Source organism: Wolbachia endosymbiont (group B) of Lycaena phlaeas (assembly GCF_947251875.1).
Taxonomy (GTDB): Bacteria; Pseudomonadota; Alphaproteobacteria; order Rickettsiales; family Anaplasmataceae; genus Wolbachia.
Window position 1 is genome coordinate 311,829 of the sequence record NZ_OX366392.1, and the last position, 15,356, is coordinate 327,184.

General features: G+C 34.1%; 15 protein-coding genes and 1 tRNA gene. 8 read left to right on the forward strand and 8 right to left on the reverse strand.

The features are described from left to right. Positions 1-13 precede the first annotated feature (13 nt). From rplT to OPR37_RS01440, 5 genes are all read right to left on the reverse strand, one after another. Positions 14-379: a 50S ribosomal protein L20 gene (gene rplT / locus OPR37_RS01420; protein WP_007302081.1), complete on the reverse strand. Its 366-nt coding sequence runs from the start codon at positions 377-379 to the stop codon at positions 14-16. A gap of 21 nt (positions 380-400) precedes the next feature. After that, complete coding sequence (rpmI, locus tag OPR37_RS01425) at positions 401-607, reverse strand: 50S ribosomal protein L35 (protein ID WP_006013548.1); 207 nt, start codon at positions 605-607, stop codon at positions 401-403. A 98-nt stretch (positions 608-705) separates the two neighbouring features. Further along, positions 706-1,149: a PAS domain-containing protein gene (locus OPR37_RS01430; RefSeq protein WP_019236701.1), complete on the reverse strand. Its 444-nt coding sequence runs from the start codon at positions 1,147-1,149 to the stop codon at positions 706-708. 211 nt (positions 1,150-1,360) lie between these two features. Further along, positions 1,361-2,110 (reverse strand): hypothetical protein, encoded by a 750-nt coding sequence (locus tag OPR37_RS01435; RefSeq protein WP_007302083.1) that lies wholly within the window; start codon positions 2,108-2,110, stop codon positions 1,361-1,363. Positions 2,111-2,399: 289 nt separating this feature from the next. Next, positions 2,400-3,356, reverse strand: a complete 957-nt coding sequence (locus OPR37_RS01440; RefSeq protein WP_264684953.1) for a hypothetical protein — start codon at positions 3,354-3,356, stop codon at positions 2,400-2,402. 218 nt (positions 3,357-3,574) lie between these two features. Between OPR37_RS01440 and alaS the strand changes: the two genes are divergently transcribed. Further along, complete coding sequence (gene alaS, locus OPR37_RS01445; protein WP_096097200.1) at positions 3,575-6,214, forward strand: alanine--tRNA ligase; 2,640 nt, start codon at positions 3,575-3,577, stop codon at positions 6,212-6,214. 203 nt (positions 6,215-6,417) lie between these two features. Beyond that, positions 6,418-6,489: transfer RNA gene (locus OPR37_RS01450), tRNA-Asn, on the forward strand. A gap of 87 nt (positions 6,490-6,576) precedes the next feature. On the opposite strand, the gene OPR37_RS01455 is transcribed toward OPR37_RS01450, so the two are convergent. Next, a complete protein-coding gene (locus OPR37_RS01455) occupies positions 6,577-7,314 on the reverse strand; it encodes a leucine-rich repeat domain-containing protein (RefSeq protein WP_213864013.1) in 738 nt (245 codons plus the stop codon). Between the two features lie 195 nt (positions 7,315-7,509). On the opposite strand from OPR37_RS01455, the gene gpmI reads away from it, so the two are divergent. Next, positions 7,510-9,018 (forward strand): 2,3-bisphosphoglycerate-independent phosphoglycerate mutase, encoded by a 1,509-nt coding sequence (gene gpmI / locus OPR37_RS01460; protein ID WP_007302087.1) that lies wholly within the window; start codon positions 7,510-7,512, stop codon positions 9,016-9,018. Here gpmI and OPR37_RS01465 read toward each other — a convergent pair. Beyond that, positions 9,013-9,759, reverse strand: a complete 747-nt coding sequence (locus OPR37_RS01465) for a hypothetical protein (protein ID WP_007302088.1) — start codon at positions 9,757-9,759, stop codon at positions 9,013-9,015. The genes gpmI and OPR37_RS01465 overlap by 6 nt on opposite strands. Before the next feature lie 55 nt (positions 9,760-9,814). Then, entirely contained in the window at positions 9,815-10,780 is a 966-nt protein-coding gene (gene fabD / locus OPR37_RS01470) for an ACP S-malonyltransferase (protein ID WP_012481879.1), read from the reverse strand. Between the two features lie 125 nt (positions 10,781-10,905). Here fabD and rpmE point away from each other — a divergent pair, with 125 nt between their 5' ends. From rpmE to OPR37_RS01495, 5 genes are all read left to right on the forward strand, one after another. Further along, complete coding sequence (gene rpmE, locus OPR37_RS01475; RefSeq protein WP_006013575.1) at positions 10,906-11,118, forward strand: 50S ribosomal protein L31; 213 nt, start codon at positions 10,906-10,908, stop codon at positions 11,116-11,118. A 21-nt stretch (positions 11,119-11,139) separates the two neighbouring features. Beyond that, positions 11,140-11,925, forward strand: coding sequence for an NAD kinase (locus OPR37_RS01480; protein ID WP_017531835.1), 786 nt, complete (start codon positions 11,140-11,142; stop codon positions 11,923-11,925). Between the two features lie 83 nt (positions 11,926-12,008). Further along, positions 12,009-13,160: a hypothetical protein gene (locus OPR37_RS01485; RefSeq protein WP_063630573.1), complete on the forward strand. Its 1,152-nt coding sequence runs from the start codon at positions 12,009-12,011 to the stop codon at positions 13,158-13,160. 123 nt (positions 13,161-13,283) lie between these two features. After that, positions 13,284-14,300 (forward strand): Fe(3+) ABC transporter substrate-binding protein, encoded by a 1,017-nt coding sequence (locus OPR37_RS01490; RefSeq protein ID WP_007302093.1) that lies wholly within the window; start codon positions 13,284-13,286, stop codon positions 14,298-14,300. A gap of 80 nt (positions 14,301-14,380) precedes the next feature. Further along, positions 14,381-15,268: an aspartate carbamoyltransferase catalytic subunit gene (locus OPR37_RS01495; protein WP_149168670.1), complete on the forward strand. Its 888-nt coding sequence runs from the start codon at positions 14,381-14,383 to the stop codon at positions 15,266-15,268. Positions 15,269-15,356 lie beyond the last annotated feature (88 nt).

Sequence of the window (15,356 nt, forward strand, 5' to 3'; positions counted from 1 at the left end):
AGGTGTGTTTGCTTTAGGAATTTTCTGCTAACTTACTACTTACAGTTTCTATTAATTTAGCAAAATCATCCTTATGATTAACAGCCATCTCAGCAAGGATTTTTCTATTCAAATCAACTCCAACAAGTTTAAGACCATGCATAAACCTACCATAAGTAAGTCCATGTTCTCTTGCCGCTGCATTAATACGTATTATCCACAAACCACGAAAATCACGCTTGCGATTTCTTCTGTCTCTATAAGCATACTGTAGTGCTTTTTCAACCCTTTGTAATGCAATTCTATAACAATTCTTTGCCCGTCCTCTATAACCCTTTGCTAATTTTAATACCTTTTTATGACGAGCATGAGTAGCGGTTCCACGCTTTATCCGAGCCATTTTTATCTTACCTCCATTTTATTAAATACCATAAGGCATATAAAGTTTAACTATACGCGAGTCAGATTTATTGAGAATCGTTGTACCGCGTTGATTACGAATATTAGATTTACTTCTTTTTACCATGCCATGTCTCTTACCTGACTGAGTAGAGATGACTTTACCCTTAGCTGTAAGGTGAAAGCGCTTTTTGACAGAAGATTTTGTTTTTAATTTTATTTTCGTCATATTCTAAACAAATTTACAAACACCACTATTTAGTTCTTTATTAGTAATTAAGTATGAGTATAGATAATTTTATTAAAGAATCAAATTAAAATTGTATTTTAAAGCAGCTTGAATGTAATCACACCCAGTATATGTGTTATACCTTCTTCATTCCCAATTGGTAGCAATACTTGCCTTATTTTAACACTTTCACTTTCTTCCTCTTCGTTAATTGAGCATTTACTCTCTATTACAGTCTCAAGTTTATCAATAACTGCATCTATTTTATATAACCGCAAAAATGGTGCATCAATTGCATACTTATCATCGATGTACATCTTTTTTTCAAAACCATAGAATTCAATAGCTTTTTCTCCTGCATTTTCACAAATATAACCTCGATCTTTAACTTCAATGATAAAACAATGCTGCCATGACTCCATGATTTCTGCAGTGTCTATTTCATGTCTTTCTGGCCATTCTCTATCTGATCCTTTTATATCACTCCAATGTTGAGTAACTATATTCACTATTCTTCTTTCTTTGCCTGCATAATTTTCCATTCGAAATTCCACATATAAAACACAGATATGAGGTAAATTTATCGTGAATGTATTGATTTTTTCTTACTAAAGGATGTAGATTATTGAAAATTCTCATCCTGTTTACACAACAGGTAATGATAAATTAAGTATAATAATTAGAGCATAAAAATTATTAAATGAGGAAACTGTAAAAAAATAATAAAAAAATTCTATTTTTGCAATATTTTGGCTAACGAATAGAATTAGTTCCACTTTCTAAAGTTATTGCACTTAATAAATAACTAGATGGAGTTTCTTCCTTAGCACTACTATGGCTTTTATTTTTTCTATTATAAAACCAACATTTAAATGGTACAGCTGCTACCAAAGCTACTGTTACTGCTAACATACCTACTGTGAACACTATATTATTTTTCTCGTTTGAAGGTGTTTCCAATAATTTAAACTCTCTCAAGTTTGTATCATGAATCATAGGATTACCCAAAATATTCGTCGTATTTTGAACACTTTCTATATTTCGCATTGTAATTCCATTGCTAGCGTTTGATTTTTTCATTTCTTCCATTACTTGTTTTAAGTTTGGTAGTTCTGCTGTTGTATTTTCAATATCACCAGCTTCCAGCTTTTGCAAGTTCTCATTACTCAAAAACTCTTTGAGATACTTTTCATAAAACTCTTTGGCATTATATCTTTTATAACTTCGTATTTTTCCACTCTTGAGATCAGAAACAATATCATCAATCATCACTTTTGGATTTTCTGCATGCACTATTTCTCCTTCAGCAACAAGAATACGATAAGATGTATCGTCAAGCATACATACATACTTAAGTTTTAAATCACCTCCTCCCAATAGAAAATATATTGTTCTGTTTTGTTCTACATCTCGCAATTCTGATTCAATACTAATCCATCTATTCCTTTTTTCCTTATTGATTGATCTTTTTTTTCCTACAGTATTTTTAAATCTTCTTGACATATATGACCCCCAAGCTGACCAATATTTCCTTATGTATAAAAGATAAATTATTTAAGTCCACATCTTTTCACTAAGATTTTTATATTTTTATTATACTAAATAATACATATATTAATATCTGAATTTCTCATTGCAATTTATTATACCTTAGTAAAAACGATATAAAATTAGAGAAAGAGTTATAAAATTTTTTGTAAGACAGGAAAATTTCTTCTCCTTTGGTTCCAGAGCATATAAGTGCTGTAAGAGCTAAGTTGATGGCACTGTTGTGCCATCAAACTCTGGAATCTTACTCGACACTAATCTGAGAAGATAGATGTGCTACCGATGTAGCATTGCTGAGCAAAGATTCTATTTCTGATGTAGATCCGGAATGCTCAAGTTGAGCTTGTTCAGGAAGGTTTTTCATCGCTTTTTCAACATCGTAGCTACCTTCCCTATTTTTTCTATGCCATACAAAGTATCCTAATCCTGCAAAAGCTACTGCTAGCACTCCACCAAATATACCACCAGCAATCCCTGCTATTCCTATATACTGTCCTCCATTTATTTCGGGTAATTTAGGCCCTTCCACATCTGTGCTATTAAATATAGAATGATCTAACACTTCTTGTGAATTACTATCAAAACGGGAAACACTACTTATATCTTCAAGAGTAATTCCATAACTAGCATTTGATTCTTCTATTTCATTTATTACGTCATTAATCTCTTTAGTAGTTACTTTGCTTGATGCAAAATCGAATTCTTGTTTTGTTAAAGAAGCTGATTCGATAGTTACATCTTCCTGCATCTGATAATCAATTTCTTCAGTAGTAGATTCTCTCAATTGGCTATTTTCATCAGTTCTTTCTTTTAGCTTTTTTGAACTATCCTTACCCAATTCATCTACAAGGTTTTTTAGATATATTTTCTTAAATTCTCTATAATTATATTCTTTACTTTTTTCTATTTCTCCATTCTTAAGACCTAAAATAATTCCATCTATTGTCGATTCACGAATTGCTTGAGGAATGTCTATTGAATTTACTATTCCTGTAACCAAGCCTATCTCAGCTGCTCTAGAAGATATAGAGAGGTCTTTTACTATTAAATTCTCTCCTTTAATTAAAAATTCTACTCTTCTGTTTTGTTTTATACTTTCCAAGTCAGATACAATTCTAATTGTTGGACCATCCATCTCCTGCTTATTTGTTGTTTCTCTCTTTCGCATGCTATTCTTAGTGTTTTGGAATTTTTTTGGCATTTCACACTCCTTAAATTAATTAACAAAAATATTATTTGAATTAACAAATACTTCTCTATGTTAGTGGATAAAATATTTAAACCTATATCTTTTTATTAAAATTTTTATGTAAAAGTTACTTTTATTATACTAAGTAATGTATATATTAATATTTAGATTGATAAATTGATTTTACTTCTGTTACAACTTATTATGCATAGATAACCTCAGTAAAAACGATGAAGCTAAACGAAATTAGAGAAAGATTTATAAAATTTTTTGTAAATAATAATCACGAGCAAGTTCCTTCTTCTCCTTTGATTCCAGAGCATGATCCAACACTCATGTTTACAAATGCTGGTATGGTACAGTTCAAAAACATCTTTACCGGCACGCAAAAAACTGAAATGAAACGTGCCGTCTCAAGTCAAAAGTGTCTCAGAGCAGGTGGTAAACACAATGATCTTGAAAATGTTGGCTATACATCTCGGCATCACACATTTTTTGAAATGCTCGGAAATTTTAGCTTTGGTGATTACTTTAAAGAAACTGCGATAGAATTTGCGTGGAAATTTATTACTGAAGAATTGTCTCTTGATAAAAACAGACTATCCATAACTGTTTACCACACTGATGATGAAGCATATGAAATTTGGCGTAAGATAAGTGGCTTTTCAGATGATAAAATCATAAGAATTACAACAGATGATAACTTTTGGAGCATGGGCAATACTGGTCCATGTGGCCCATGTTCTGAAATCTTTTACGATCATGGAAATTCCGCTTTACATGAAGACGACAGAATTGTTGAAATTTGGAACCTGGTGTTCATGGAATTTAATAAAGATGAAGAAGGTAATTTACAAAAATTACCAAAAAAATGCATCGATACCGGAATGGGCCTTGAAAGAATAGCAGCTGTTATGCAGAACGTTCATGATAACTATGATATTGACCTATTTTCTGCTCTGGTAAGTAAATCGCAAGAGTACTGTGGAAATACGGAAAATAAAGTAGCTCATAAGATTATCGCAGATCACCTTCGTGCAGCTGCATTTCTCATCGCAGAAGGAGTGCTTCCTGGAAATGAAGGAAGAAATTATGTACTACGCAGATTGATCAGGAGAGCAGCACGTTATATCCACCTACTTGGATATAATGATTCTCTATTGAACCTTGTTTTTCCTGCACTCATAGATGGCACAAGTTTGGCTTATATGGGAGATGCTTATCCAGAGCTAATCAGAGTTAAAAGCTTAATAGAAACAACGTTAAAATCAGAGGAAGAAAACTTTAAAGACACTTTAATGAAAGGCATTAATCTCTTGGACAAATTCACTGCAGATTTAAAATCAGGTGACACTCTATCTGGAGAATCAGCATTCAAACTATATGACACTTATGGATTTCCTTTGGATATCACACTTGATATTTTGAAAGAAAGGAAAATAAATTTTGACCAAAAAGGTTTTGATAATGCAATGAAAGAGCAAAAAGAAAGAGCACGTGCTAATTGGACTGGATCTGGTGAAAAATCTGTTGAACAAGTATGGTTTAATTTAATCGATCAGTTTGGCAAAACGGAATTTGTTGGTTATGAACGTGATGAAGTAAAGGATGCAACAGTACTCGCAATAATTTCCTCTAAAAATGAAGTAATTGATTCTGCAAAAGAAGGAGAAAAGATAACTATTATACTTGATAAAACACCTTTTTATGGAGAGTCAGGTGGACAAGTGGGAGATATTGGAAAGTTCCTTCTTGTCATCCCAGTACTTGATACTGGGATCCAGATTCCAGCGTCACGCGCTGGAATGACACCAGATTTAGGCGTAATCATAGTGGAAAATACCAACAAGATTAATGACCTATATTTACACAGATGTATAGTGGAGTCTGGTTCAGTTCGTAAAGGTGATACAGTTACAGCTAGTATTAACAAAAAAAGAAGACAAGACTTAAGAAGAAATCATTCAGCTACACATCTTCTACACTTTGCACTCAGAAAAATCTTAGGTGATCACGTTACTCAAAAAGGTTCTCTAGTCGCACCAAATAGACTAAGATTTGACTTTAGTCACAATAAGCCAGTCACTCAGGATCAGCTGTCTTCAGTAGAAGATATAGTAAACTCTCTAATCAGAGAAAATCTTTCTACGTCCACAAAAGTTCAAGGTATGGATGAGGCAATAGACGAAGGAGCGATGGCCTTATTTGGTGAAAAATATGGTGATAATGTTAGGGTTGTAAAAATTGGAGATTCAAAAGAATTATGTGGTGGTACACACGTGGAGCGTACCGGAGAAATTGGTTTGTTTAAGATAGCAGCAGAATGTTCCGTTGCATCTCGAGTAAGAAGAATTGAAGCTTTAACCGGTCAAGAAGCAATTAATTATGTACGCAATAACGAAATTAGCTTAAAAAAAGTTGCAGAATGCGTAAAAGCACCAGTAAATGAAATAATAAGTCGACTCAGTATTTTAAGCCAAGAGCGCAAAGAATTTGAAACCAAAATAAAAAATCTTTATAAAAAGATTATCAGTGTAGAAAATATAAAAAGTACTGAAATAAATGGAATAAATTTCGTAATCCACACTTTTACTGACGTTCCAGGAAGTATCATAAGGGAATTTGCTCTACAGCAACAAAAACCGAAAACTGTAATAGCCTTCATGGTAACAGAAAAGGATAAAACAGTTTTGATTGTCAAAGTAAGTAAAGATTTAACTAATAAGATCAATGCAAAAGAGCTAGTATCTACTGTAACCAGAAGGGATTGCGGTGGAAATGCCGAACTTGCCCAAACAGGCTGTGATAACAATAAAATAGATGATGCCATTACAGCAATCCATAGCAAAATAACAGCTTGCAAAAACTAATACACCCTACTACCTCGATATCTTTTAACCGTAAACGAAGGTATTATGCAAATAGGGGTAGAGAAGACTTAACTGTCAAATGAGCATATCAGGTAATAAGAACTAGATTACAGCTCCATGCACTGGAATGATATCTAGGTCTAAAGTCTACATAAAAATCGTTTACAATCGGCGTTCAATGTGATAAGTTGAAAGCAGTTTATTCCTCGGTAGCTCAGTGGTAGAGCAGTTGGCTGTTAACCAATTGGTCGCTGGTTCGAATCCGGCCCGGGGAGCACTATTTTATACAATCTGTACATTTCACTTTTAGCCCAAAATTCACTACCTTTTTTTTGTCTCTTAAACAGACAAAACGTGTGAAGTTATATAGTTTTAAAGCCTTTACTGTCAAAATGCAAAGATGTCTGCGCTTCACTTAGCTTGCTATCTGGCTCCTCTCCTATTTTTCTTTTATTACATTTCCTTTTTAATTGAGGAAGGACATTTTTTGGCAATGTTTCATCAATACTGCAATAATTGTAAATGAGCGAAGTAAGACGCACCAAATTTCCACTCGCCAAAGTCTGTACATCTCTGTAATTAATGCTGTTATCATATACTTTAAGTGTAATAAGATTTTTAAGGTTTCCACTTGCTGCTAAAGCCTCTGCACCTTCATTACTGATTTCATTCCATCCTAAACTCAGTAAAATAAGCTTTTGAAGGTTTCCACTTGCTAAAGCTTTTGCCCCCCTATCGCCAATTTTATTATCATATAATTTAAGCTCAGTAAGACTTGTAAGATTTCCACTGGCTAAAGCCTCTACACCTTCATCACCAATTTCGTTTCCTCCTAAATCAAGCGAAGTAAGATTTATAAGATTCCCGCTTGCTAAAATCTTTGCACCTTCTGTACCAACATAACTGCAACTTAGATCAAGTGAAGTAAGATGAGAAAGCTGAGCTAATTCTTTTATAACCTCATAATTAATTTTTGAACATCGTAAAATAAGTCTTGTAATGTTTGTATTGCTTTTTAAAAAGTTTACTAATCTATCAACATTAATTATAGCACCTGATGTTGCTAAAGTATTATCCTTTACATATTGGCTATAACTCATTTGACCTCACTATTAAAGCTATGCAAGTGTTTTAGTAAACACTTCAGCAACTGTCAATCACTTTAATAAAATATTTTATGAAAAACTTCATATACCATTGCCTCCAAGCAGCTTTTTCTATCTCTTATTTTAACACAAAAGTTGTGAGAAGAATTTGTTTTTGGTACCATTGAGGGTTTCGATGTTAACTTTTATATGAACTTTAAATCAGTCGTTTTATGTATACTAGATGGCTGGGGTAATGGAATAGAAAATAGTAAATACAATGCTATTAGCAATTCAAATCCACCTTGTTGGCAACATATTAGCTCTAATTATCCAAAGTGCAGTTTATCTGCCTGTGGAACTGATGTTGGATTACCAGAAGGCCAAATAGGCAATTCAGAAGTTGGTCACATGAATATTGGTAGCGGTAGAGTGGTAATGCAAAGCCTTCAGCGTATTAATCAAGCAATCGAAACGATAGAAAATAATGCAAATCTACAGAATTTTATTAATGATCTAAAAAGTAAGAATGGCATATGCCATATAATGGGATTGATATCAGATGGTGGTGTTCATTCGCATCAAAAGCACATTTCAGCTTTAGCAAACAAGATATCACAGCGCGGAATTAAAGTTGTAATACACGCATTTTTAGATGGCAGAGATACATTGCCAAATTCAGGGAAAAGATGCATTCAAGAATTTACAGAAAGCATAAAGGAAAATGATATAAGAATCGCCACTGTCTCTGGGCGTTATTATGCTATGGACCGTGATAATAGGTGGGAAAGAACAATTGAAGCTTATGAAGCCATCGCATTTGCAAAGGCGCCTCGTTATGATGATGCAGTATCGCTTATTGATGAAAATTATCAAAATAATATAACCGATGAATTTATCAGGCCCGCAATAATAGGCGATTATCAAGGTATAAAACCAGAAGATGGATTGCTATTGGCTAACTTTCGTGCTGATCGAATGATACAATTGGCAAGTATTTTGCTAGGCAAAACAGATTACGCTAAGGTAGCAAAATTTTCTTCAATTTTAAGTATGATGCAATATAAAGCGGACTTAAAAATCCCTTATCTCTTTCCTCCTGAATCTTTTGCCAACACTTTGGGACAGATAATAGAAGACAATAAATTACGGCAACTGCGCATTGCTGAAACTGAGAAATACGCGCATGTGACTTTCTTTTTTAATTGTGGAAGAGAAGAACCTTTTTCTGGTGAAGAAAGAATACTCATTCCTTCACCAAAAGTTAAAACTTATGACCTGCAGCCTGAAATGTCAGCCTTTGAGCTCACAGAAGAGCTTGTAAAAAAAATTCATTCTCAAGAATTTGCGCTGATAGTTGTAAACTACGCTAACCCTGATATGGTGGGACACACAGGTAATATAAAAGCAGCCGAGCAAGCTGTGCTCGCTGTAGATGATTGCCTTGCAAAAGTACTCAGCGTTGTCAAAGAAGTGGGTAATACTGCACTCATTGTTACAGCAGACCATGGTAATGTGGAATGTATGTTCGATGAAGAAAATAACACACCTCACACAGCGCACACTCTAAATAAAGTTCCATTTATTATATCTTGTGAAAATTTAAAACTGAGAGATGGAAAATTATCTGATATTGCTCCTACTATTTTACAGCTACTTGGACTTAAAAAGCCAAACGAGATGACAGGTAGTTCGTTAGTGCGTTCCATGTTGCTATAACTCTATTGTTAAGGGTTGAGGAAATAAAACACTGTGTATAGAAGATAGCATATCTATTTGCTGCTCTAAATGATCATGCTCAGCTTCCACATTAGAGTACCGAATATTATTCTTCCCTACATATACAGATAAAGAACCATCATCTTCAACTGCTTTGTTATTTTGCAATACTATATTAAAAATTTCTTTCTGTTTTAAAGCATCGAACCAATCTTCAACTGTCGTATAGAAAAACTCACCCGTTCCACTTTCCGGACACACTTCTGGAGAAATCTTTAGCACATCATGAGAAAGTGGTGGAGAAAAATAGCTCTTGAATGAGTAGCTGGGAGAATTGTAGTTATTGTGCAGAGCGATAACGTGATCTTGACCAGGAAGTAAAAAATCTAAAATTCTTTCTGCAAAGTTTCTAACAGCTCTCAAAGCATCTTCTGAAACACTGCCAAACTCTCTTAAGCTAGCTTCTGCACCTACATCATCAAACATGCGATTGGGATCGAATTCATACCGCTCACCATTTAAGTAAAATTCTACATTACGCGGAGTACCATCACCATGAGTAATGTATAGCATTCTTCCACCAAACTGCTGGAGTATATGCTCACCAGCCCCTTTTGAAGTTACTTCATTTTGATGCACATTAATAAAATTGATCCCACTTGTATCGCTACTTTTAATAAAAAGCTTAACCGTGGTATCACCCAACGCTAGATCATATTCTTTAGTGTCGATGTTTGACATTCCGCTGCTATCAATAATCAAAGCAAAAAATAGTACAAATTTTACTTTATGTTAGTTATAAGCTTTTTATTTTTAAATTTTTTGCTGTCAACATTAATGATTCATTAAAGAAGTTATCAGCATCACTAATGCTACCTATGCTTTTTGTATTGATAGATTGGTCAATTCTTTTAACTAGATTAGATAAAACTTTGTTAGGGCCAACTTCAACAAACTTATTAGTGCCATGGCTTGTCATATATAAAACCATCTCTCTCCATCTTACTCTACTTACAACTTGCTTAGCGAGCAAAGCTCTTATGATCTCTGGATCACTTTCTTCCTTAGCTGTAACGTTTGATACAAAAGGAATCGAAGGGCGAGTTATGTTGATGCTTTTTAAAAATTCCAGAAGTTTTTCATCAGCAGGTTTCATAAAAGATGAATGAAAAGGCCCACTAACTTGTAATTTTATCATTTTCTTGACACTTGAGTTTTTGAATAAATCAGGTAAGACCTCAAGAGCCTCTGCAGTACCACTCACCACTACCTGCCCACCACCATTATCGTTTGCAATTTCACAATCAATTTGAGCTGATTTTAATATACCTTCTACTTCACTTATTTCTGCTCCAAGTAGAGCAAACATTCCACCTTTGCATTTTAGTGAAGCTTCATGCATTGCTTCGCTACGAACTTTTAGCAACTTGACTGCAGACTCAAGCGTCAATGCCCCTGCAGCACACAGCGCTGTATACTCGCCAACTGAATGCCCACAAACATACTGAACGCTGTAAAGAGATTCACCAAATACGTGCTTCATAACACGTAGCGTTGCAATTGACACTGCCATTATAGCTGGCTGAGCGTTTTCCGTGATGGTTAATTTCTCAATAGGGCCATTGAAAATCAAATGAGACAGCTTTCTACCCAATATGTCATCTACTTCATCAAATACGTTCCTTGCAACTGAAAATTCATCATATAAGCTCTTTCCCATTCCTACAAATTGGGAGCCCTGACCAGGAAAAGCAAAAATCATAAAAAGTTTTTCATTCTTCATTGATAATACTACTTTATTTATTTTTTGTCAATATTTCACAATAATGATTGACCAAATGAACCAGATTCACTAAAATCTTAGCTGGTAAGAAATTTGTAAGAACAATGGCAGAAATCGACTATCACAAAGTTACTATAGTTATGACAGATGGTCAAGAGTTTGAAACTTATTCCACTTATGGAAAAGAAGGTCAAAGAATAAAGCTTGATAGAGATCCTCTTACTCATCCTGCATGGACTGGAAGTTTGACAAGCGGTTCAGGGGAGAAGGATAGTAAAATAGCTAAGTTTAATGATAAATACGGGAGTCTTTTTTAGTTCCTCCCCTCTTTATTTAACATGTATAAATATAAAAATGTAGGCTATATTGCTTCTTCGCTACCCAAGTCTCAGGAAGTATCTAAACTACTACAGGAGCTTAATTTTATCAATATAGCAGAAGCAAGTAAGCCTGAAGTTGATTTGCTGATAGTTGTTGGCGGTGATGGTTTTATGCTACGCACTCTGCACAACTACGTCATAGGAAATAAAGATATACATGTGTATGGAATAAATACCGGTAACGTCGGATTTTTGATGAATAAATGCTTTGAAGATCTAATTGATCATATAGAACATGCAGTTCCTACTCAGCTAACTTTACTAAAAATGGAAGCCAAAGACATAAATGGCAAAAAACACCATTACATCGCAGTAAATGAAGTGTATGTCTTTAGAAATGCAAATCAAATAGTGGAGATGAATATTACCATTAATGATAAGCTAAAAGTAGAAAAATTCAGAGGAGATGGAATTATATTGTCTACCCCAACAGGTAGCACTGCATATAACTTCTCTGCCGGTGGGCCAATCTTACCACTTAATTCAAATTTACTTGCACTGACTTCCATTAATAGCTACTACCCAAGGCGTTGGAATGGAGCGCTAATCTCAAATGATACAATAGTGCAAATTGATATCAATGATGTGAAAAATCGTCCAGCACTTGTAGTATCAGATTACAAGGAATTTCACGACATATCGCAGGTAAAAATACAGAAAGATCACGAAAATACAGTCACTCTACTTTTTGACAAAGATTGCCCTTTGAATGAAAGGATCTTTGATCAGCAGTTCTTATACTAATATTTATTCTTAAATTAGTATTCACTATATCTTAATAACTATAGCGTAATCAACATAACATTGTAATTAATTTTGGAGCGAATATGCCTGAATCAGGAAATAAAGATAACGTCACACTGGTTTCTCATACAACGGTGAGTGAAAATAGTGCAGCAACTCAACCAACACCAGCACCTAGAAACACAGCGTTACAAACAAATTCGGCTAGCGAATCAAGTTCTGATGAAGAAAGGCAAGAAGAATCGAATGGTGCAAATACAGAACCTATTTATGCATCCATAGATCCAAATACAAAATCTCCAAAAAAGAGTTCAGGTAGTGTATCAGTTAGCAGATCACCTTCTCCTCCACCATCATATCAAACAGATGGCTCTGAAAAATCTTTGCTTGGAGATAATAAAAAGACAAACAGATTTTTACAGAAAGTAAAATATACGATGCAAAAGAAGAAAGTTACAATGCCTTTCGTAGGTCTTATTACGGCATGTTGTATTACGTCAATCGTTTTAGCTGTGAAGCAAAGAGAATTCATTGGATTCATCGGCAGCATAAATCCTGTTACTATATTTGTCGGAGTATTAGCGTCTTGTTTAGCCCTGGGAATTATGTGGGAATTTATGCAAGCAGTACGTACTAAGGAGCACAAGATCACAAAAAGAGATACTCAAGAAGTTTTAGATGAGATATCAAATACACTTTCAAAAGACGAGGAATGCATCAAATCTTTGGTATTAAAATATAGCAACGGTAATCGTGTTTACTTTACGTTTCACTCTCTTCCAGAAAAAGCAAAAAGTAATCCGAACATCGTAGAACTTACAGGCCAGCCAATCTATTACAAGAGTAAAGTAAATTCATTAATCAATGATAGAATATGGCTTCCTATCTTAGGAACAGTTCTTATTACTGGAAACATAACCTTCCCTTTAGCACTTTATTCAACAGGTGGTTTGAGCAACATAGTAAGTTCATACACAAATCCTACTATTTACTGGCCAATCGTTGCAATTTCAGGCACTCTACTGCTTTTCACTTTAGCTTGCACAATTCATCATTGGAGCAAAACTGATTTTAAAGATTACTTGTTATTAGATACAAAAGATGCTAGTAGTGGAAAGCCCAATGAAACAGCTATTAGAACTATCAAAAAGAGTGAAGAAAAGATTAGTTCAAAATTGTTACAAGTAGTTGCTGAACGATGTGGCCATCCAGATATTACTTATATTATTAATTAAATCTGGCTCGTACTTCTTTTTATCGCTATTCCAGTACTGTAACTGCAACGTTTTGAAGATTTACACTTGCTAAGACCTTGCTATTTTGATAGCTTGAGATGATGACAAGGAAGGGGTTTGTTTATGAAAAAAGGTTTAATATTTATATCTTTAGTAGCGGCTTTATTGATAGTCGTTAATTTTTTATATAAAAATAGCGGAATTGATGATTCACAAGTAGTAAACGTTTATTCATCTCGTAAAGAAGAATTAGTACATAGTTTGTTTGATGATTTTACAAAAACCACTGGCATCAAGGTACGTTATATCATTGACGATTATTCCCAATTGCTTTCACGCATGGAAAATGGTGGTGAAGCTGATTTGTTTTTAACTGCAGATGCAGTGAATTTGATTTTAGCCAAAAAAAGAGGGCTCTTATCTCAAGTGGATTCAGAGACTCTAAAAAATGCCATACCTGCAAAATTTAGAGATAATGAAGATTATTGGTTTGGTCTCACAAAAAGAGCTAGAATATTGGTTTACAATAAAGAATCAGTAGATCCTAAGGAATTAAGTACCTATGAAGATTTAGCGAATGAAAAATGGAAAGGGAAAATATTAGTACGCTCTTCCACAAGTCCATATAACCGATCATTGATCGCTTTTATGATTGCAAAAAATGGTTTTGAAAAAACAAAAGAATGGGTGAGTGGAATTGTAAGCAACATGGCAAGAAAACCAAGCGGTGGTGACACAGATCAAATTTATGCTGTAGCCGCTGGTGAAGGCAATGTTGCAATAGTAAATAGCTACTACTTTGCAAGAATCCTTTCATCAGAAAATAAAAAGAATATCACAGAAAAGTTAGGAGCTTTCTTTCCGAGTGATGGTGTAATGGTGAATATTAGTGGTGCAGCAGTAACAAAAAACGCAAAACACAGAGAAAATGCCATAGCTTTATTGGAGTTTTTTGTAAGCAAACAGGCTCAAGAGCTATATGCTAAAAAAAATCAAGAATATCCTATTGTTGAAGGTATTGAAACTTCTGATGTGTTAAAATCTTGGGGAAATTACCTACAAAGTACTCTGCCTATAAGTGAGCTTGAGAAGCATCTCTTTGAGGCTGTTATGATAGCAGATGAATGTAAGTGGAAATAAAATTTTATAGCTTCCTTCTACTTTACTTTACAGTTGTGTAATTGAAATTAAGAAAGTAGAATAAGCTCAAAAAAGGAGCTATGGACAAGAGAAGGAATTTATTAAATATCTCAGACCTCACAATCGGTGATGTAGAAAATATAACTAAATTAGCCAATCAATACCTTGAAGAAAAAGTTGAAAATAGTCATGTTCTGAAAAATAAAATAGTCATAAACCTATTCTTTGAAGATTCAACACGTACGCTCGCATCTTTTGAAATAGCAGCAAAGAGCCTTGGAGCAAATGTTATAACTTTACCAATAAAATCTTCTTCTATTAACAAAGGGGAAGATCTAAAAGATATGATAAAAACACTAAATGCAATGAATCCTGACTATATGATAATCAGGCATAAAAGTAGTGGTATTATTAATACATTGGCAAAGCATGTCAACTGCTCGCTAATCAACGCAGGCGATGGAAGCAGTGAACACCCAACTCAAGCTCTTGCAGATTATCTCGTAATTATCAGTCATAAAAAGCAAATAAAAAACCTCAAAATTGTGATATGTGGAGATATTTTGCACAGTAGAGTTGCAAGATCAAATATAAGATTGCTAAAAATGTTTGGAGCAAAAATAAGCTTAGTTGCACCACCAGCTTTGATTTGTAAGCATCTTCCTGAAGTAGATTCACTTCATTATTCATTAACTGAAGGTATAAAGGATGCTGATGTAATTATGCTCTTGAGGTTGCAGAAAGAGCGCATGAATAATAATTCTTCAGAAAAAGAATATTTTCATTTGTATGGACTTGATGCACAAAAACTATCGCATGCAAAACCCGATGCAATTGTTATGCACCCAGGACCAATAAATAGAGGCATTGAGATTAGCAATGATATAGCAGATTGTGTTATTTTACAGCAAGTAAAGTTTGGATTAGCAACGCGTAAGGCAGTACTGCACTATTTAATAAATGTTTAAGTTAAAAATTAATGTTTAAGGAATTTTAGACATAATGACCCTCCTATAAAGAAAAGATTTAGAAAAATATAACACACCTTATGACAGA